This window comes from Candidatus Zixiibacteriota bacterium, assembly GCA_040752815.1.
In the GTDB taxonomy this organism is placed as follows: Bacteria; Zixibacteria; MSB-5A5; order GN15; family FEB-12; genus JAGGTI01.
On the sequence record JBFMGC010000055.1, the window covers coordinates 1 to 18,645 of the forward strand.

Here is an 18,645-nt window from a genome sequence, read left to right on the forward strand (position 1 = left end):
GCACCTGACAACAATCAATTGTCTATCTCCAGCTTGCCCGGGGAATCCACCATCCGTACCCCACCTAACAGGTGGGTTTGACGCAACGGCAGCGATGCTCGTGTTGAAGAGTCCCACCCGTTGGGTGGGGTACAAGTTCGGACAGGATTCAGAATCGTGCCCGGCAGATGACCTCATCTGCGGAGTTTTCATAGCTGTAGGTCAAAACCCCTGAGTCGAGCGCCGCAGGCGTGAGGCGTGGTTTTGACATGATCGATGCAAGACAAGAATGTCGAAACCGCAGGGGTTTCGACCTACAAGGCTTCGTAGGTCGGGTTCCGCCGGTCCTGAGCGCAGCGAAGGACCAAGAAACCCGACATTCTTTCTTCTGTGTTCATCACGTGCCGGGTTTCTCGTCGCGCTCGACTCCGTCGGTCACTCCTCGGAACCCGACCTACTGTTGGCTCCGTCCCTCAGCCATCTCGCCGCGTCCAGCGCGTGATACGTGATGATTATATCCGCACCGGCGCGCTTGATTGAGGTGAGGATTTCGAGAGTCAAACGCTTCTCGTCGGCGATTCCCGATGCCGCCGCTTGTTTCACCATCGCAAACTCGCCGCTCACGTTGTAGGCGGCCAATGGTACGTCAAAGCGATGGCGCGCCTGCCTGATGATATCAAGATACGCCAGCGCCGGCTTGACCATGACGATATCTGCACCTTCTGCAATGTCCATGTCGATCTCTCGCAGCGCCTCCCGCGCATTCGGCGGGTCCATCTGGTACGTCTTGCGGTCACCGAATTTAGGCGCCGAATCGACCGCCTCACGGAACGGCCCGTAGAACACCGAGCAGTATTTCGCGGCGTAAGACATGATCACCGTTTGCGTGAGGCCGTTGGCGTCAAGAGCCTGTCGAATTGCTTTCACGCGGCCGTCCATCATATCCGATGGCGCCACGATATCCGCGCCCGCCTCGGCATGGCTAAGCGCCTGCAGCGCCAATACATCGAGCGTGGCATCGTTGTCGACATCGCCGTCACGAATAATGCCGCAATGGCCATGATCAGTGTATTCGCACAGGCACACATCGGTAGCAACCAGAATATCCGGCACGGCTGACTTTATCTCCCGCACAGCCCTTTGTACCACGCCATCTTTCTTGAGCGACTCCGAACCGGTAGCATCTTTCTTCGCGGGCGTGCCAAACAACAGTACACACTGGATACCAAGATCGTACGCCTGGCGCGCCGCACCCGCCACTGCAAATATCGGCAGATTAGATATGCCCGGCATCGACTTGATCGGCCGGGGCCTGTCTACCAGTTCGCTGACAAACAGCGGATAGATGAAATCCGCCGGGTGCAGCCGCGTCTCCTGCACCAGCTTGCGCATGGCGGCGGTGCGACGCAGACGGCGAGGACGGTTCTGCGGAAAGCTCATCCAGCCCTCCAGATCGGATTGGCTTTGTGGTGAGACACGAGCGCGTCGATCAAGTCCGGTATCGAATGGGTGGCCGCCTCCAGACTCACAGTGATGCCTTGTTTTCCGATCACGTCCGAAGTCGACGGCCCAATCGAAACTACACATGACCCGTTCGTGAGTCGCACAAGTTCATCCGGCGTCAGATTGGCAACGAGCCCATCCACTGTCGATCCGCTCGTGAACATGATGACATCGGGCGGATGAGCGAACAGCTTCTCCTTCAAGTGAGCCGGCCATATATGAGTGACAGTCGAGTACACCTGCGCCGGTATCACTGTCGCGCCGGCCTGCCCAAGAGCACGTTGGATACGTTCGTCACCCAGGTTGCCGCGCACGCGCACGACTGTGGCGCCATCCAGATCGATCTTCTTGCTCATCTGCATTGCCAGTTCGGCAGTGGTTGCTCTGGTGGGAACGAAGTCGGGCCTCAGCATGAATTCCTCCAGCGCCCGCGCCGTACCGAAGCCCACCGCGGCTATTTTGTATTCGCCGAGCCCGCGTATATCGAGAGCGCCCTCCCGCCACTGGTGCATAAAATATCGCACGCCGTTCTCGCTCGTGAAAACGAGCCAGCGCTTGGACGATGACAGAGACCCAATTCGCTCCCAAGTCGCCTGATCATGATACGCTTCGGTTGCAATGGTGGGATAAGCCAGCACCTCCGCGCCCAGGTCGCGCAGCGTCCGGTACACCCACTCGGCCTGGTCGGCCGGACGACAGACCATCACTCGAAGACCGTGCAGTGGCTCCATCCGGCGTGGATATAAGATCTCTCTTAGTTTGACAACTTCACCGACTACAAATAACACCGGCGGTTTGAGGTTCTGTTCCCGCGTACGGCTCGGCAGTTCGCCGAGTGGCGCGGTGATAACGCGCTGCGTGGGGAGCGTTGCCCGCTCGATTGCCGCCGACGGTGTATCTGGTGACATGCCGCTCTCAAGTAATCGCGCAACATTCTGCTCCAGCTCCGCCACGCCCATATAGATTACCAGCGTGCCGCTAACAGCAGCAAGCGCCTCCAATGCCACGGACGTGCATTTGTCGTTATCGCTTCCGTGACCGGTGAGCAACGTGACCGATGAAGCATACCGACGGTCGGTGACCGGAATACCTGCCAGTGCCGGACCGCCTATCCCCGCCGTAACGCCGGGCACAATTTCAAACGGCACGCCCTGTTCCGCCAGATACTGCGCCTCCTCGCCGCCACGCCCAAACACAAACGGGTCGCCTCCCTTCAGTCTCACGACGGTCTTGCCCTGACTCGCTAGAACAACCAGCAATCGATTAATCTCATCCTGGGGCAACGAGTGATCGGAAACCATCTTACCGACATAGATGCGCTCCACACTTGAGGGCAGTCCGACGAGCAACTCATCCGGCACGAGATTGTCATACACGACTACGTCGCAGCTACGCAACAGTTGCGTGCCTTTGACCGTGATGAGGTCCGGATCGCCCGGCCCCGCGCCAACCAGGTAAACCGTTCCGGTATTGTGCCAACTCGATGACATAATCACCAACCAGGTGGCGAGGCTACGACTCCGATGGTTCCTCGATCGGCATAACGCCGGCCGGCTTCTCGGCGCGCGGGTGAAGCATCATCTCGAGCTCGGCGTCGATAGCGCCAGGGTTCTTCTCCTTAAGCAGGCTTTTCCAGTCGGCCTCGAGAAACTGCGCGAAGCAAACGGTCTTCTGATGAAGGTCGTTCTTCCACCGCTCCTGCACAATTTTGCGAAATCGTACCGCCAGCGGCATGAGTTTGTTCCAGTGTGACGGGAAGATATCCTCGAGGATCAATCTCAGGTGCCCTGCCATGAACGGCGCTTTGCCGTCGGTGGATACGGCCGCCGTCAGGCAGTCGCGCCTGATCACTGCCGGAAAGATAAAGTCGCACAGTGCCGGTTGGTCGACCACGTTGACCAGAACGCCCGCCTTGCGGCAATCGTCGCTTACCTGGCGATTGGCCGCCGTTTCGTCGCAGGCGGAAATGACCAGGCGGTAGCCGCCCGCTTCGGGAGATTCATACTTGCGTTTGTGCAGTGTTATACGGCCGGAATCGGCGAAATACTGAATCTTGTCCGCCACCTCCGGTGCGACCACCGTGATCTCGCAGCCGTAGTCCAGCAGCGTCCCGATCTTTCTGAGTGCTACCTGGCCGCCGCCGACCACCAGTGTGGGCCGCCCCGTGAGAGCGATCGATATGGGCATATAGTTATATGTCATCTTGTCTCCTATTCTCTATTACAGTGCGCTGCCGCCGGACGTGCGCGCCACGCGCTCGGCAATGCGGCGCGCAACCAAATTGAGCTGTTCCCTCAATTCCGGAGGGCAGTCGCCTATAACAGATGACAGCTCGGAATCAACAATCGAGCCGATCTCGTCGCCGTGTCCGTTGTAAAGCGGCTCTTCGCGCACATGCCGCCACCAGTAGTTGTATTCGTCAAGCTTCTGCCTGATTATCTCCTCCGCCTGGGGAAATGACTCGGTACGCCTGGCCTGCTGATCGCGCACGAATGTCCTAATGTCTTCGAGGTCGAGAACAAGAACATTCGTTCGCTCGCCCCTGGGATAATCCACATCGCGCGGGATGGCGAGGTCCATTACCATCAGCTTTCGGTGGCCGCGATGCACGGCTGCGAATTCGATCATGTTGCGCGTGATAATTGGCTTTGGAGACGACGTACAGGTGATTACCACATCAGCTCGAACCAGCAGCTCCGGCAGACGCTGCAATCCAAACCCTGCGGCCTCGAAGTGTCGCGCGAATTCCACGGCTTTATCCACTGTCCGGTTGGCAAACAGAAATGTCGAATGATGAATCCGGCCACAGCGAGCGGCGGCGAGTTTGACCATCTGGTTGACGCCCACAAACAGAATGACCGGTCGCTCGTGAAGCGAGATCTTCGACTTAAGAAGTTCGACCGCTGCTGAGCTTACTGAGCAGGCACCCTTGCCGAGCTCAGTATCAGACCGCACCTGCTTGCCGACCCGAAAAGCCTGGTGAAAGAGTCGATGGATCACTTTACCGGCCGATTTGACCGCGCACGCCGATGCATAGGCGTCTTTTAACTGCCCCAGTATCTGAGTCTCACCGACTACCATGGAGTTCATTCCCGCCGCCACGCGAAACAAGTGTTCGGCGGCATGAGTGGACTTGCGTGTCTCAAAAAGGCTTCTGTTCGGCTCCAAATCGACCCCCCTGAATCGACGGTAAAACTCCTCGACAACATCAATGGGTTCCTGGTCACGCCTGAGCACGAGATAGAACTCGATTCGGTTGCAGGTGGACACGATTGTCGACTCGGTCACGTGGGGTATCGACGCCAGCACGGTGTTGGCATGAGCAAGTTCTTCTCCACTGATCTGCAGCGGTTCACGTTCGGCCAGAGTGGCGGTCACATGAGTCACGCCACACACTGCGAGCCGTTTGCTCAAGGGGCTCATCACTCTGACTTCTTCGCTGCTCATATACTCACGACTGTTGTACAAGTGGTCATATCAGCGCCTGCAACCCGCCGGCGAGAACTCCAAGATCGTCGAAACCCGTCGCTTTCAAGATTAGCGCCGCCTGATACGCGCGCGGACCCCGCTTGCACATGACCACGACTCTCTTCGTACGGTCGATCTCATCGGCCCGCCGACGCAGATCACCTAACGGGATGTTGATGACATTCCCGCTGCCGGGGAAAGGCTCGTCCGCGAACTCGGCGGGTTCACGAACATCCAGCAACACGGAGTCTCCGCCGGGCACCTGCTGATTGTCGTTAGGATTCAGAAACACGACTCCGCGGCCCTGCGCCTGTGCCATCGCGGCGAGATGATGCAGCGGGTCGAGCGCCTCGGCGTACGGCGGGGCGTAGCCGTGTTCGAAATCAAGCAGGTCGTCGACAGTGGCGCGACTTCGGAGAAACGATGAGAAGACATCGATGCGGCGGCATATATCGCCCGCGCCAACCGCCTGAAGTCCGAGTAGCCGGCCGCTCCCACGCTCATATACCATCTTCAATACAAACGTTTGACTCTCGGGATAGTAGTCCGGCTTGTCAGCGAAACTCCCCCAAACCGAATCGATCCGAAGTCCGGCATCGCGCGCCGCCTTCTCGGTCAGGCCGACCGCGCCGACATTCATGTCGAAAACCTTGACCAGAGATGTTCCGACTACGCCGGAAAAACGACTCTCGCTGCCGGCAAGATTTTCAGCAATAACGCGTCCCTGCCGATTGGCCAGCGATCCCATCGGCAGATACATCGGTTGGCCCGTGATCTGATGCCGCGATTCCACGCAGTCGCCGCCGGCATAGATATTCGGATCGGATGTTTGCATCCGGGAATTCACGACAATTCCGCCGGTACTGCCGATATCGAGACCGCATGAGGCGGCGAGATCGACATTGGGTGTCACCCCAAGGCAGAGCAGCACGTAATCGACTGTCATGCTCTCGCCGCCGGCCAGAGTTACCACAGGGCACCCGTCGATATCGAGTTTGGTATCACGCACGTTAGTCTCCGTGCGCACGGGGGTACCATGGCGATCCAGTTCGCGCTCGACCATTGCCGCCATCTCGGCATCCAGAACATACGGCAACACCTGCGCTTCTTTTTCGATCATGGTGGCGTGAATGCCCCAGAGCCCGCCGGTCGCCTCGGCCATCTCGCAGCCGATAAACCCGCCGCCGACTATGAGCGCCGTCTCGATCTCGCCCTGCTCGGCTAGGCCGCGGAAAGCGGTTGCATCGGACGGTCTTGTGAACGAACAGATCCGCTCGCTCCTGGGCACCGAAAACGGCGGCTTCCTGGGCACGGCTCCGGTAGCAAGCACCAGCTTACCGTATGCGTGCTGAACGGTTTCGCCTGTAGACAGATATCTGGCGGTGATGATTTTACTCTCGCGATCGACCGCAATCACCTCCGCGCCTGTTACGACACTAATGCCCTTCGTGATTCTAAAGAACTCGGCATCGCGTTTGACCCCGTACGAGGTCGCCATCAACTGATCGAGCGCGCCTACGTCACCGGAGGCGAAATACGGCAGACCGCAGGTGGCGTACGAGAGATGTTCCTCCTTCTGGAACAGAGTAATCCTCGTGCCGGGCAGACGCCGGGCCAGCACGGCTCCGGTTTTCGGGCCGCACGCCACGCCGCCGACTATGACTACATCCGATCTATCCATTCATCACCCACAGTTACGGGGTCGCAAGACTGGCGACCCCGGTCCCTGGTGTCAGTATCTCGCCGACTCGGCGGCGCTTGCGCCGGTCAGCCATTACTCATGCCGCTCATCCCAACTGCTTTCTTACCGAAAGCGCTATCTTGTACAGGCCCGTTATGATCAGCAGCCCCATCGCGTAGATCGCGAAGGAAATACCCAGCTCCGGTATGGTCGGCACGTAGTCCACTACGTGGTGCAACGGGTTGGGGATAAACCCGGCGATGATCAGCCCCAGGCCCTTATCAATCCAAAGCGAGACGAAGAGCATCACACAGGCGAGAATCAGGGTCTGATCATTCTGACGGGTCTCTGGTACAGTCAGCATACCCAGTGACACGATTCCAAGTATCACCGAAACCCACATCCACGGCACCAGATTGTCGGCTCCTTCGAGGCCCAGAAACAGGTACTGAAAGTGCGACATGTGCTCCGGGATATTGCTGTAAAGCACCGTGAAGAACTCCATTCCCACGAAAAATAAGTTGACGGCCATAGCGTAGGTGACGATCTGCGCCACTTTCTGAATCGGTTCGCGACCGGCATCGAATTTTGTAAACCTGCGCAGTATAAAGCAGACCAGGATCAGCAGTGCCGGGCCGGCCGAAAACGCCGACGCCAGAAAGCGCGGCGCCAGTATTGCGGTCATCCAGAACGGGCGGGCCGCCAGGCCGGCGTAAAGAAACGCGGTCACCGTGTGGATGCTGATCGCCCAGGGGATGGACAAAATAATGATCGGCTTGATCCACGTGGGCGGGGCGATACTCTTGCGCTCGGCTCCGAGCGTGACATGGCTGATAATAATGTTAAGAACCAGGTATCCGCCCAGCGCCACCGTGTCCCAGAACATCATTGAATGCGGTGTCGGATAGAGAAACACGTTCACGATCCGAAACGGCTGGCCCATGTCTACGAAAATGAAGGTCATGCAGACAATCACCGAGCCGATCGCCACGAACTCGCCAAGGATGGTGATCTTGCCGAAGGCCTTGTAATTGTGAAGGTAATACGGCAGGACGACCATCACCGCCGACGCCGCCACCCCGACCATGAACGTGAACTGGGCGATATAGAAGCCCCAGGTGATATCGCGCCCCAGCCCGGTAATCCCCAGACCCACGTTGTACTGGCGGAGATAGAACAGAACACCGGCGCCCATCACCGCCATCAGGGCTATGACCCATGACCAGTACCGTTTATCGCCGCGCAGGGCATGTTCCAGCATATCCTACCTCACAGCACGTAGTAGACTTCGGGTTGAGTACCGAGGGCCGGCTTGCGTCGAACCGAAAACCGCTCGGCCAGCAGCTTGCGAACTTCCGAGTCGGGATCTTCGAGATCGCCGATCTTCATCGCCCCCGCCTTGCACGCGGTCACACACGCCGGCAGTTGGCCGCGCACCAGGCGCTCCTCGCAGAACGTGCACTTTTCCACCACGCCGCGAGTGCGCGTGGGAAAGTCAGCCTGAATCTTTTTGATGTGCGGCCGCGGATCGCGCCAGTTGAAACTCCGCGATCCGTACGGGCAGGCCGCCACGCAGTAGCGGCAGCCGATACACCGGTGCCAGTCCATCATGACTATACCGTCCTGCTCCCGCTTCCAGGTTGCCTGGGTCGGACAGACCCGCACGCAGGGCGGGTTATCGCAATGATTGCAGAGCACGGGCGTCATGGTATGCTTGACGTCCTCCGGCAGGTGTTCGTGCTCCTGATCATGGAAGGCGTTCCCGAACGGTTCTCTCCAAATCCACTTGACTTCGTCTTTGGGATTGTCGAACTCCGGGACATTGTGCACCAGATGGCAGGCCTTCTGGCATTCGGTACAGTTTCCGGCTTCGCGGCACTTCTTGACATCTATGACCATCGCCCAGCGTTTGGCCCGCAGGGGACTGCTAGGCGTTTCGGCCGTATCGCCGACAGTCGCCGCAGCGGTGTCGACCAGCCCCGCCTCTTGCGCCAGCGCTTTTGCCGACAGACCACCGGCCACACCGATCGCCGTCAGACCGGCCAGCTTCAAGAACTTCCGTCTCTCCACACTCATCGTCCCAACTCCTTCGGAGCGACATGACAATCCCAGCAATACGGGTCGACACCAAGATAGTCGTGACACCGGTCGCAGAACTTATCTTTGTTCTCATGGCAGCTCAGGCAGGTAGCCGAGAGGCTGCGTTCGTACGTGACACCGTCAGCGCCGACCTCGAACCGTTCGCCCTGGCGCACCACCCGATCGCGCCATTCATTCAGCAGGTCCATGTGAAACGGCCGCATCCAGGCACTATCCCGCACGCAGTTTTCGCCGCGCACCGCCTTTTCGATTTCGGGCGAGTAGCCCGCGCGGTCGTTGGCGACATTGTACCAGATTGGGAACGTGATCAGCACCAGGAACCCGATCAGCCCAATGACAATCTTACCGCCGTTATGCATGAGCGCCCTCCTTTCCGACTTCGACAACCTCGGGGTACGGCGTACCTCTCAGGTCGGTCTTGCGCACCGGTTCGCCGTCGAGTATCAGCGCGTTGCCGACCATCTCGTGCACACCGCCGACCTCCACATCCGGCACCCAGTACTGCAAGAGCGGCGGCAGGGTGGCCTTGTCAATCGCGCACATGCACAGCAGGATGTTCACATCGTTGTGCTCTTTCACGTATTTGACCGCGTTGGCCCTTGGAAGGCCGCCGCGAAGGCGCATCTCCATGTTTTCGTCGGTGCCGAGCCCGGACCCGGAACCGCAGCAGAAGGTCTGCTCGCGAATGGTGTTCTCCGGCATTTCGACAAAGTTACGGCAGACATTCTTGATAATGTAGCGCGGCTCTTCGAGCAGCCCCATGGCGCGCGCCGGATTGCAGGAATCGTGATAGGTGGTGCGCCAATGGTCGTTCCGGCTGGGGTCGAGCCTCAGTTTACTATGATAGATCAGATCCGAGGTAAACTCGCTGATGTGGATCATTTTGGTGGACCGCGCGTTCTCAAACCGTGTACCGGTGATCGGAGAGACTGGAACCTCGAGAAAGTCGGCGGGGCCGTTCATCGTATCCATATACTGATGAAGCACCCGCCACATGTGGCCGCACTCGCCGCCGATGATAAACTTCACGCCCAGCCGTTTCGCCTCCATGTATATCTTGGAGTTCAGCCGTTTCATCATTTCCGACGAATGAAACAGGCCGAAATTGCCGCCCTCCGACGCATACGAGCTCCAGGTATAGTCGATTCCGGTAGCGTGAAAGAGCAGCAGGTACCCCAACAGCGTATAGTAGTGCGGCGAGGCAAAATAGTCCGCCGACGGCGCCACGAACAGGACTTCCGCACCCTTACGGTTTATCGGCGTGTTTACCCGCACGCCAGTTATCTCCTCGAGTTCGTCGACCGCGAACTGGATACTGTCGGCAAAACCGTGTGGCTGAATGCCGAGATGGTTGCCTGTGCGGTAGCAGTTGGCCAGCGGCGTGTTGACCCACTCGATGCTTACGCCCAGCGAGTTCAGCAGCTCGCGCCCCATCATGGTGATTTCGGCCGTGTCGATTCCGTAGGGGCAGAACACCGAGCAGCGCCGGCATTCGGTACACTGGAAGAAGTAAAAGAACCATTCTTTGATAAGCTGCCTGCTCAGCTTGCGGCCGCCGCCGATCTTGCCCAGTACTTTACCGAACGCCGTGAAATTCTCGCGATAGACCGACCGAAGCAGTTCCGCTCTGAGCACCGGCATGTTCTTGGGATCGCCCGAACCTATGAAATAGTGGCACTTATCGGCGCAGGCGCCGCAGCGCACACAGATATCCATGAAGATCTGCAGCGAGCGATACTTCTTCAGGCGGTCACGCAGACCCTCGTATATGATCTCCTGCCAGTTGTCAGGCAGATGCCAGTCCTCGTCGGGCGGTGACCATCTGCGTGGGTTCGGCAGATCGAGGTACTTGAGTGTATCCGGCACGGCGGCGTAGTTCCAGGTCCCCTTGCGGAACTCAACTGCCGGGTCCATCCACCCGGTCTGACGCGGCTGGAACTGTACCCGCGCCATCTCTTCCGGTTTTTTCAGCGCTTCAGACATAACTCACTGTTCCTTTTCCACCGGAAGCCCGGCCGTTTTCATCAGCTCGCGAAACTCGTCCTCGTATTCCTCATAGGTATGCACCTTCACCGGGTAGTTCCAGGGATTTACATGCCGCCTTATGCGATTGTTGTTCGCCAGGTTGCGAGTGGGACTCATAAACACTCCGGCGAAATGCATCAGCTTGCTGAACGGGAAGTAGGCCAGCAGCACGCTCACCAGGAACAGGTGGACGAAAAAGACCAGGCTGACCCCCTCCGGCACCACCGGATTGAAGCTGAGCAGCCCGGTGCCGAGAGCTTTGATGCCGACAAGATCAGTCTTTGTGAAGTAGCGCATCAGGATTCCCGACAACACTATACCGAGCAGCAGAAACAGCGGGAAGTAATCGGCCGGCAGCGAGATATAGCGCAGCTTGGGATCGACCAACCGCCGCACGAGCAGAAACGTGACTGACACGACAATGACTATGTTAGTCGCCAGGATAATCGGCAGGCCGACCTGGAAGAAACCATCAAGCTCCTGCAGCATCGTCACCCACGCGGGTACCGGCTCAGCGAAGTACTTGAAGTGGCGCAGGAAGATGATCAGGAAGGACCAGTGAAAGGCGAGCCCCATCGCCCACAGCCACTTGTCCGGCGAATACAGCACACGCGGACCCTCGGTCACTTTGACGCGAGTGTTGCGAAAGAGCGAACGGAAGAACAGCACTTCCATGGCCATCCTGCCCAGCACGCCCCACACATTGTGCGGGCTTTCCAGCGGGTTGTTCTTGATCCACGAGTGCGACTTCTGTTGCCCGCAGGTTGTTGGAATCCGGAACGGCACCGCCGAACGCGCCCACTTTACTACGCGATAGGCTACTCCGATGAGGAACGTCGCCATCGCCAGGTACGGCAGCACCACGGCGAACAGATACTGCCAGCCGATCAGCCCCGCTCCCGCCGAGGCGAGGATAATCATCACTATTACGGCCAGAAGGGAGAACATCACACCCATCCGCCAACTCCTCTATATGTTGCCTGCCTGACTCTTTCCATTGATATCAAAACCCCTGACATTGTCGGCGCTCTGGCGTCTGTTGATTTGATCGACCAGCATGGCGGACCGCTGCCTCGCCTGCTGCACCCTTATGTCACAGATCTTCTCACGACACTGCATGTATTCGTCGAATACAGTCAGCGCGAGGCTGTCGACCTTTGATTCGAATTCCAGAATCAGCGCGACCGTTTCGGGATCGATCGACCGGCTGTCAAACTCCGCCCGAACAACGTTTTTGATCAAGTAAACGAACGCCGCCGCCTGCGACGGCGCGCTGCATTGAACTGCGCGAATGCGGACGATTTCGGCCACCGCACCGGACAGCTCGCCCTCGCCTGTCCGATTCGTGAGGGCATCGAACAAGACCGGCAGGCAGCGCCGCAAGGTGTGACCTACCGGATTGTGGAACTGATCGGCATTGTCGCGAAGAAAGCGGGCAGTATCAGCCGGATAGGTTTCAGCGACTGCGTTGAACCAGCGCTCGACCAAGAGGTCGCGCTTGTCGTGGAACAGTTCAGCCGGGTTCATCTTCGATCCTGGCCGACCGGGGCGCCATCGCGATACGCCCAGGGTCGGCCGCTCGTTAAGATTTTCACAAAGTCTTCGAATTCATAATAACCAATTCCGGTCTCATCTTCAAGAGTTCTTTTCAGTTTTTCGGCGGTTTCCTGGTCTTTTTTTACGGACGGATTAAACCGAGTTATCTCGTTGTAAGTCAAGATCATACGGTGAAACAAATAGAACGACAGGAACGGACGCTGCGGCCTTTTCGGCTAAGTCTCTCGTCCGAATGACCGGGGCCATTTTTGAGCAAGTTCTTAAATGAGCAAGGACCAAAGAAGGGGTCTTTCTGTGTCAATCTCTGCTGATAGTCCCCGAACCGGATCAGACGCCAGAGACGGCAGGCAGTTCCGGACGAGGGGCTGTTTTGGACATTGTGGTCATCTCGAAATTGCTCGTCATCACACGTACCGGTATATTCGCTCGACAGGACATGATGGCCGCTTCGCAATCACAGGAGGTGCGATGTTCCGTGACAATCTGACCCAAGCCAGAGTGGCGAGCCCGGCGAGAGTCACTGCTTTACTACTGCTAATGGTTGCTATCCTCCCTGACTCGGGCCGGGCCGGTACCGCTCTGCGAGTCACGGTCGATGCGCGCGAACTCCCGCGCAAGCTCCTGTACAGCACTACAGAGCTGGAAGCCGGACGCGGGTCCGTGCCCCTGCTCTATCCCAAATGGGTACCCGGCTGCCACACGCCGGGCGGGCCGATCGAAAACGTCGCCGGCTTTGTCGTCCGCGATCAGTCCAACAACCCGGTCGCCTGGGAGCGTGACTGGTCCGACCAGTACCGTTTTGTCACAAAGTCGAACGCCCGCCAGAAACTACGCGTGGACATGACCTACATCTGTTCGCAGCCGACTACGATGTCGTGGGCGAGCGATTGCGAAGGCCGCGCCACCTTCGGCGTCATCAACTGGAACGCCGTCACCGTTTATCCCGAGGGCGAACCGGTCGCCGGGATACTCGTCCATCCAATTCTGATCCTACCCAACACGTGGCGGTTCGCCACTGCCTTACCTGTGGATCACATCAACCGTGACACTGTCGTCTTCCAGCACGTGAGCTACGAGGAACTGCTCGATTGTCCCGTGATTTGCGGTCTGCATATGAATTCGTACGATCTTGCGCCAACGTCCATGGCCCGTTACTCGTTTCATGTCGTTGTCGACGACGAGATGCTTCTTCGGCATGCCGATTCCGCTTTTGCTGGATCGGCGCAGGTGAAATGGCAGTCGCTGATCGCCGAGACCGAGGCTCTTTTCGGCAAGACGCCGTTCCGAGACTATCGCTTTCTTATCGCCGTCAGTGATTCCATCATGACCTACGGGATAGAGCATCGCACGTCGAGCTACAACTCCTCCTCGACCGCGGCGCTGTACGGATCGGGCCAGTCGGATTTCTGGTTTCAGTGGCTGCTGCCCCACGAGTTCGCCCACGCGTGGGTCGGCAAATACCGATCGCCGCGCGGTATGGCCGTGCCTGATTTCCATACCCCCCTGCAATTGGATTTGCTCTGGGTGTACGAAGGGCTTGATGAGTATCTCGGGAATATCCTCGCCGTACGCTCCGGACTGGTTTCACCCCAGCGATACAAACAGGAACAGGCGCTCGAATGGACCAATCTCATCAACACATCGGGCCGTAACTGGCGATCGCTGCGAGATGTCGCCGTCTCCACACCCACCTTCTGGCACAACTCTCGAAGCTGGGCACTGCTTCGACGCGGCGCCGACTACTACGAGGAAGGCGCGATGCTCTGGCTGGAAATCGACTGCCGCCTTCGAGAGCTGACCAATGGCGAAGCATCTCTTGACACCTACTGCCGTTCGTTCCTTGGACCAGGAAGCCGCAACGCCGCTTCTTTCGACCGGAAGGAAATCGTGTCCACGCTCAATGCGCTCGCGGCTTTCAGTTGGGATTCGCTCATCACTAACCGGATCGATAAGCTGAGTGATACGCTCAATCATACTGCGCTTGCTGCCTCCGGTTATCAGATCAACTATACTGACGAGAAGCCGCAGGTCCTGGCAGAAACGGAAGGCGCGAACGGGGCGCACATCTACGATGCATCCCTGGGACTCACGATAACTGATTACCTGGCGCAAGTTGATCAGATCGTTCCCGGCAGTCCCGCGGACAAAGCCGGCCTGGTGACGGGCATGAGTATAATCGGTGTCAATGGCAAGACGTTTAGTTTCGAACGATTCGAGAAAGCGATCAGCGACGCGGTTACCACGGGCGAACTCAGGCTGCTGACACAGCGTGGCGAGATCCTGCGCGAGTACACGATCAGGTATGATGGCGGCCCTCGCTATCTCAAACTGGAACCGATTGACGGCCGAACGCATTGGCTTGATTCGATTCTCGCGCCGCGCGTTGACACGTCGTCCGGCGATCCGGACTCCTGAGCCTCGTAGGTCGGCTTCCGGAGCAGTGAGCGTAGCGAACTGCGAAAGAAACCCGACATTCGACTTTCAGGATTCGTGCCCGGCAGATGCCCTCATCTGCCGGCTCGCGGCAGTACAGTTACATAGGAGCAACAAGCCCATTTGTTGTGTTTTCAAAGTGTCATTCCCTTACTACGACGACCAACTCTCCGCCGAACGACTGCGCCAGGTATATGAGATCGCGCCCCCTCGCGTGAGACAATACCTCGACGCTGAAATCCGACACGTGCTGAGCAGGGTGAATCCGAGTGACACTATGCTTGAGCTGGGCTGCGGCTACGGCCGTGTCATGCTGCCATTGGCCGGCAAAGCGGCCGAAGTGCACGGCATTGATACGTCGCTCGCGAGTCTACACCTTGCACAGATCTATCTCGCCGGCCGCGATAACGTCCGCCTCGCCTGCATGGACGCCGCCGACCTGGGCTATGCTGACCATCAGTTCGATGTGGTCATCTGCATGCAGAACGGCATATCCGCCTTCCACATCGATCAACGCCGCCTGATTGCAGAGAGCCTGCGTGTGACCAAACCGGGCGGACTCGTGCTTTTCTCGAGCTATACTGACACGTTCTGGATTCCACGCCTGCAGTGGTTCGAGCTGCAGGCGCAACGAGGTTTGCTGGGTGAGATCGATTACGAGAAGACCGGCAACGGCGTGATTGTATGCAAGGACGGCTTTACCGCTACGACTGTCACCGCGGATGATTTCAGGCGCCTCACTGTCGATCTCGGTCTGGACACTACTATTTCCGAGGTGGACTCTTCCAGCCTGTTTTGCGAGATAAGAATTCCTCGCTTTCCGGAGCATGGATAGGACCGAATCGCTTCGGCGCCAACCAGACGTACGTGAACAATGTAGGTCAAAACCCCTGAGTTGAACACGTTAGCGTGAGACGTGGTTTTGACAGTTGGGTTTCGTGCAAGCATGTAGGTCGGGTTCCGAGCATTGACCATTCGTGCGAGAAACCCGACATCGCTCTTTTCGCGAGGGCAATTTCCATCCCACAGTAAGCTGTGGACTACCGGATTCGATACACGGGCAGACGAGGACGTCTGCAGCGCACGGCAATGAGCATTCGTTCAAAAGCGAAAAACCCACAGCAAGCTGTGGGCTACCGGTTAGGTCGGGTTCCGAGCATTGACCATTCGTGCGAGAAACCCGACATCGCTCTTTTCGCGAGGGCAATTTCCATCCCACAGTAAGCTGTGGGCTACCGGATTCGATACACGGGCAGACGAGGACGTCTGCAGCGCACGGCAATGAGCATTCGTTCAAAAGCGAAAAACCCACAGCAAGCTGTGGGCTACCGGTTTGAACCAAACCCACCGGTACCCCACCCAACGGGTGGGATCTTGTGACGATTACTCATGTCCAGAGTTCCTGCCATTCATGCCTTTGAACCAATCCTGAAGACGGCAGAACCGCCGACCGCGTGCCGCCGCGCGCGGTCCAGGGGTTCTGTCCTACGAGAACTCACCGACGGCAGGGATGAAACCTTGCCGATCGATCAGAGAAGTGGTTGGCGTACGTCCTCGCGCGCCAACTGGAGCAACACTCATACACACTCACAAAAAAAACCGGAGAGACGGCGGTCTCTCCGGTCGTATGCAAAAAACCCAACCTCACACACAGCCGGTCGGCTTGGCGAGGCCCGCCACCTTGCAGGCTCCCTTGGCCGGCCCCGACGGGAACAGTTCGTAGACCCGCTTGAGCGGGAACCCCGTCTCTTTGCACAGTTTCCGGATCATCGGAGCGATCCCGAATTTGAGATAGTAATCGCGAAGGTAGTTCACGAGTTTCCAGTGATCCTCGGTCATGTCGGTCACACCCTCGGTGGTAGCGAGCGCCTTGGCGACTTCCTCGTTCCACGCAGTGGGATCCTCCATGAAACCGTCCTCGTCCACGCTGATCTTGATCGTACCATGTTCAAAAGTCGGCATGTTCTTTCCTCACACACTTAATATGTTACCAGATTATCCTTGTATTCATCAGGTTACAGATACATCTCGATGTAACCGCACGGACAATTCTCCGCGCACTTCTTGCACCCGTTGCAGAACTCCAGCTTGAACGCATACTTCTCACCCTTGATAAGCGGCTTGATGACCGCGTTATCCTGGCAGTAGCTCCAGCAATTGCCGCAGTCGAAACAGATGCCGCAACTCATGCAGCGGCGCGACTCCCTGACCGCCTCTTCCTGGGACAACGTGCTCGTGATTTCCGCAGTCAGACTGTTCAGTCGCTCCGCTACCGGCATCTCTGTCGCCTTGACCCGCTCGGCCCCCTCGTACCAGTCAAGCATCATCTTATCTGAGGTGATCTTCGCCATCTCGGAGTCATGCCGGGTCACCGGTTCGCCCGTGATCATCTCATGTATCGCCATGGCGGCAATACGTCCGTGAGCGATGGCATCGACGACTAAGCCCAGGTTTATGTCGTCGCCGCCTGAATAGACGGCGTCATCTTTCGTCCGGTATTGGTCGTCGACTTTGATCCAGTCCTTGCCCTCGATCAGATGCTCCAGGCCCTTGAAATCCGGCTCCTGGCTGATCGCGGCGATCAGGGTCGTGAACTCCAGATCGTAGGTATCCCCCTCGATCGGCACGGGGCGACGGCGCCCCGATGAATCCGGTTCGCCGAGCTGCATCCGCTGGCACTTCATACCTTTGGCGCGACCGTTCTGGGTGTATATTTCAATCGGCGCGGCCAGCAGATCGATCCGCACTCCCTCCTGCTCAGCGCCTTCGATCTCCTCTTTGATCGCCGGCATCTCGGTACGAGTGCGGCGATACAGAAGGATCGCCTCGGCGCCCAAACGGCGCGCCACCCGGGCGGCGTCGATAGCCGTGTCACCGCCGCCGATCACAACAACCTTGTGGCCCACCTCGACCGTTTCGCCGGCATTCACCCGATGAAGAAAATCGGTGCCGGTAAAGACGTTGTCGGCTTCTTCGCCCTTGATCCGCAGCTTCAGTCCCGTGTGCGCACCGATACCGACAAAGGTCGCCTTGTATTCGCCGCGGATCTGATCCATGGTGATTTCTTTGCCCACTGCGGTATTGAGCCTCAGCTCCACACCCATATCGAGTATGCGCTGCATCTCCGCATCGAGAACCGCTGCCGGAAGGCGATAGTCGGGTATGCCGTACCTAAGCATGCCTCCCGACTTGGGAAACGCCTCGAATACGGTCACCGGGTACCCGCGCCGCGCCAGATGATAAGCGCACGACATTCCGGCCGGCCCCGAGCCAACCACCGCAATTTTTTCCGCACGCATCGTCTCGGTCAGCTTGCGCGGTTTCAGATTATTATCCAGACCGTAGTCACCGATATACCGTTCCAGCTTGTTGACACCGACCGGGCCGTCCTTCGAGTTGCGATTGCATACCCCCTCGCACGGGTGTGGGCAAACCCGCCCGCACACCGACGGAAACGGCGAGGTTTCCATGAAGATGTAGAAAGCTTCCTCGAGCGCTTTATCCAACGGCTTCTCATGCTTCTCGGCGAGCGAGATGGTCATGATCATCTCGCGGATTTTGTTGTGGTTGGGACAGCCGTCGATGCACGGCGGCATTTTCTCCGTGTACCTTGGCCGATACGGCGACGTTTCCACCGCCGATCCGCCCCCGGCGCTCCTCAGGCTCCTGAGCCCCATCTTCTGCTTCTTGACTATCTTGGGCATGTTGACATTCCTAATCTATGCTACCGAGCGGATGCCGGCACATGTACGGCCGCATCAATTCGTTCACTTGTCTTGGTTGTTTGGTGTGCAGCCTGGCCGGTGGATTGAACTAGACAACCGGCATCGTCTGTATTCTCGCTTTGTGTTCTGGCCCGGTGGTGGGATAAGGCCCTGGCCACGAACGCGCCGGCCCAG

Annotated in this window: 15 protein-coding genes; 2 read left to right on the top strand and 13 right to left on the bottom strand. The window is 58.1% G+C overall.

All coding sequences use genetic code 11. The features are described 5' to 3' along the window. Nucleotides 1-414: 414 nt before the first annotated feature. The 11 genes from hemB to AB1772_11460 all read right to left on the bottom strand — a co-directional run bounded on the left by hemB (nt 415) and on the right by AB1772_11460 (nt 12,283). Nucleotides 415-1,419, bottom strand: a complete 1,005-nt coding sequence (hemB, locus tag AB1772_11410; protein MEW5796953.1) for a porphobilinogen synthase — start codon at nt 1,417-1,419, stop codon at nt 415-417. Next, a complete protein-coding gene (gene cobA, locus AB1772_11415) occupies nt 1,416-2,972 on the bottom strand; it encodes a uroporphyrinogen-III C-methyltransferase (GenBank protein MEW5796954.1) in 1,557 nt (518 codons plus the stop codon). The genes hemB and cobA overlap by 4 nt, the downstream gene beginning before the upstream one ends. Before the next feature lie 22 nt (nt 2,973-2,994). After that, nucleotides 2,995-3,684 carry a bifunctional precorrin-2 dehydrogenase/sirohydrochlorin ferrochelatase gene (locus AB1772_11420; protein ID MEW5796955.1) on the bottom strand — a complete coding sequence of 230 codons (690 nt, stop codon included), beginning with the start codon at nt 3,682-3,684 and terminating at the stop codon, nt 2,995-2,997. 18 nt (nt 3,685-3,702) lie between these two features. After that, nucleotides 3,703-4,929 (bottom strand): glutamyl-tRNA reductase, encoded by a 1,227-nt coding sequence (hemA, locus tag AB1772_11425; GenBank protein MEW5796956.1) that lies wholly within the window; start codon nt 4,927-4,929, stop codon nt 3,703-3,705. Between the two features lie 25 nt (nt 4,930-4,954). Next, complete coding sequence (locus tag AB1772_11430) at nt 4,955-6,631, bottom strand: FAD-dependent oxidoreductase (GenBank protein ID MEW5796957.1); 1,677 nt, start codon at nt 6,629-6,631, stop codon at nt 4,955-4,957. Between the two features lie 106 nt (nt 6,632-6,737). Next, nucleotides 6,738-7,892, bottom strand: coding sequence for a sulfate reduction electron transfer complex DsrMKJOP subunit DsrP (gene dsrP, locus AB1772_11435; GenBank protein ID MEW5796958.1), 1,155 nt, complete (start codon nt 7,890-7,892; stop codon nt 6,738-6,740). Nucleotides 7,893-7,900: 8 nt separating this feature from the next. After that, complete coding sequence (dsrO, locus tag AB1772_11440) at nt 7,901-8,707, bottom strand: sulfate reduction electron transfer complex DsrMKJOP subunit DsrO (GenBank protein ID MEW5796959.1); 807 nt, start codon at nt 8,705-8,707, stop codon at nt 7,901-7,903. Beyond that, entirely contained in the window at nt 8,704-9,090 is a 387-nt protein-coding gene (gene dsrJ, locus AB1772_11445) for a sulfate reduction electron transfer complex DsrMKJOP subunit DsrJ (protein MEW5796960.1), read from the bottom strand. Before dsrJ ends, dsrO begins: the two co-directional genes overlap by 4 nt. Then, entirely contained in the window at nt 9,083-10,684 is a 1,602-nt protein-coding gene (gene dsrK / locus AB1772_11450; GenBank protein ID MEW5796961.1) for a sulfate reduction electron transfer complex DsrMKJOP subunit DsrK, read from the bottom strand. Before dsrK ends, dsrJ begins: the two co-directional genes overlap by 8 nt. Nucleotides 10,685-10,717: 33 nt before the next feature. Beyond that, nucleotides 10,718-11,713, bottom strand: a complete 996-nt coding sequence (gene dsrM, locus AB1772_11455) for a sulfate reduction electron transfer complex DsrMKJOP subunit DsrM (protein ID MEW5796962.1) — start codon at nt 11,711-11,713, stop codon at nt 10,718-10,720. Between the two features lie 12 nt (nt 11,714-11,725). Continuing rightward, on the bottom strand, nt 11,726-12,283 hold the full coding sequence (locus AB1772_11460) for an RsbRD N-terminal domain-containing protein (GenBank protein MEW5796963.1): 558 nt from the start codon (nt 12,281-12,283) through the stop codon (nt 11,726-11,728). Nucleotides 12,284-12,781: 498 nt separating this feature from the next. Here AB1772_11460 and AB1772_11465 point away from each other — a divergent pair, with 498 nt between their 5' ends. Together AB1772_11465 and AB1772_11470 are read left to right on the top strand one after the other, a co-directional pair. Continuing rightward, nucleotides 12,782-14,728 carry a hypothetical protein gene (locus AB1772_11465; protein MEW5796964.1) on the top strand — a complete coding sequence of 649 codons (1,947 nt, stop codon included), beginning with the start codon at nt 12,782-12,784 and terminating at the stop codon, nt 14,726-14,728. 157 nt (nt 14,729-14,885) lie between these two features. Further along, on the top strand, nt 14,886-15,581 hold the full coding sequence (locus AB1772_11470) for a class I SAM-dependent methyltransferase (GenBank protein ID MEW5796965.1): 696 nt from the start codon (nt 14,886-14,888) through the stop codon (nt 15,579-15,581). 809 nt (nt 15,582-16,390) lie between these two features. Here AB1772_11470 and AB1772_11475 read toward each other — a convergent pair. Together AB1772_11475 and AB1772_11480 are read right to left on the bottom strand one after the other, a co-directional pair. Then, nucleotides 16,391-16,708, bottom strand: coding sequence for a TusE/DsrC/DsvC family sulfur relay protein (locus tag AB1772_11475; protein MEW5796966.1), 318 nt, complete (start codon nt 16,706-16,708; stop codon nt 16,391-16,393). Between the two features lie 53 nt (nt 16,709-16,761). Then, on the bottom strand, nt 16,762-18,450 hold the full coding sequence (locus AB1772_11480; protein MEW5796967.1) for an NAD(P)-binding protein: 1,689 nt from the start codon (nt 18,448-18,450) through the stop codon (nt 16,762-16,764). Nucleotides 18,451-18,645: the final 195 nt, after the last annotated feature.

Coding starts and splice junctions, on each gene's coding strand:
- AB1772_11465 (MEW5796964.1), top strand. CDS start 12,782: ATGTTCCGTGACAATCTGACCCAAGCCAGAGTGGCGAGCCCGGCGAGA.
- dsrJ (MEW5796960.1), bottom strand. CDS start 9,090: ATGCATAACGGCGGTAAGATTGTCATTGGGCTGATCGGGTTCCTGGTG.
- cobA (MEW5796954.1), bottom strand. CDS start 2,972: ATGTCATCGAGTTGGCACAATACCGGAACGGTTTACCTGGTTGGCGCG.
- dsrP (MEW5796958.1), bottom strand. CDS start 7,892: ATGCTGGAACATGCCCTGCGCGGCGATAAACGGTACTGGTCATGGGTC.
- AB1772_11420 (MEW5796955.1), bottom strand. CDS start 3,684: ATGACATATAACTATATGCCCATATCGATCGCTCTCACGGGGCGGCCC.
- dsrO (MEW5796959.1), bottom strand. CDS start 8,707: ATGAGTGTGGAGAGACGGAAGTTCTTGAAGCTGGCCGGTCTGACGGCG.
- AB1772_11475 (MEW5796966.1), bottom strand. CDS start 16,708: ATGCCGACTTTTGAACATGGTACGATCAAGATCAGCGTGGACGAGGAC.
- AB1772_11480 (MEW5796967.1), bottom strand. CDS start 18,450: ATGCCCAAGATAGTCAAGAAGCAGAAGATGGGGCTCAGGAGCCTGAGG.
- dsrK (MEW5796961.1), bottom strand. CDS start 10,684: ATGGCGCGGGTACAGTTCCAGCCGCGTCAGACCGGGTGGATGGACCCG.
- AB1772_11430 (MEW5796957.1), bottom strand. CDS start 6,631: ATGGATAGATCGGATGTAGTCATAGTCGGCGGCGTGGCGTGCGGCCCG.
- hemB (MEW5796953.1), bottom strand. CDS start 1,419: ATGAGCTTTCCGCAGAACCGTCCTCGCCGTCTGCGTCGCACCGCCGCC.
- dsrM (MEW5796962.1), bottom strand. CDS start 11,713: ATGGGTGTGATGTTCTCCCTTCTGGCCGTAATAGTGATGATTATCCTC.
- hemA (MEW5796956.1), bottom strand. CDS start 4,929: ATGAGCAGCGAAGAAGTCAGAGTGATGAGCCCCTTGAGCAAACGGCTC.
- AB1772_11460 (MEW5796963.1), bottom strand. CDS start 12,283: ATGAACCCGGCTGAACTGTTCCACGACAAGCGCGACCTCTTGGTCGAG.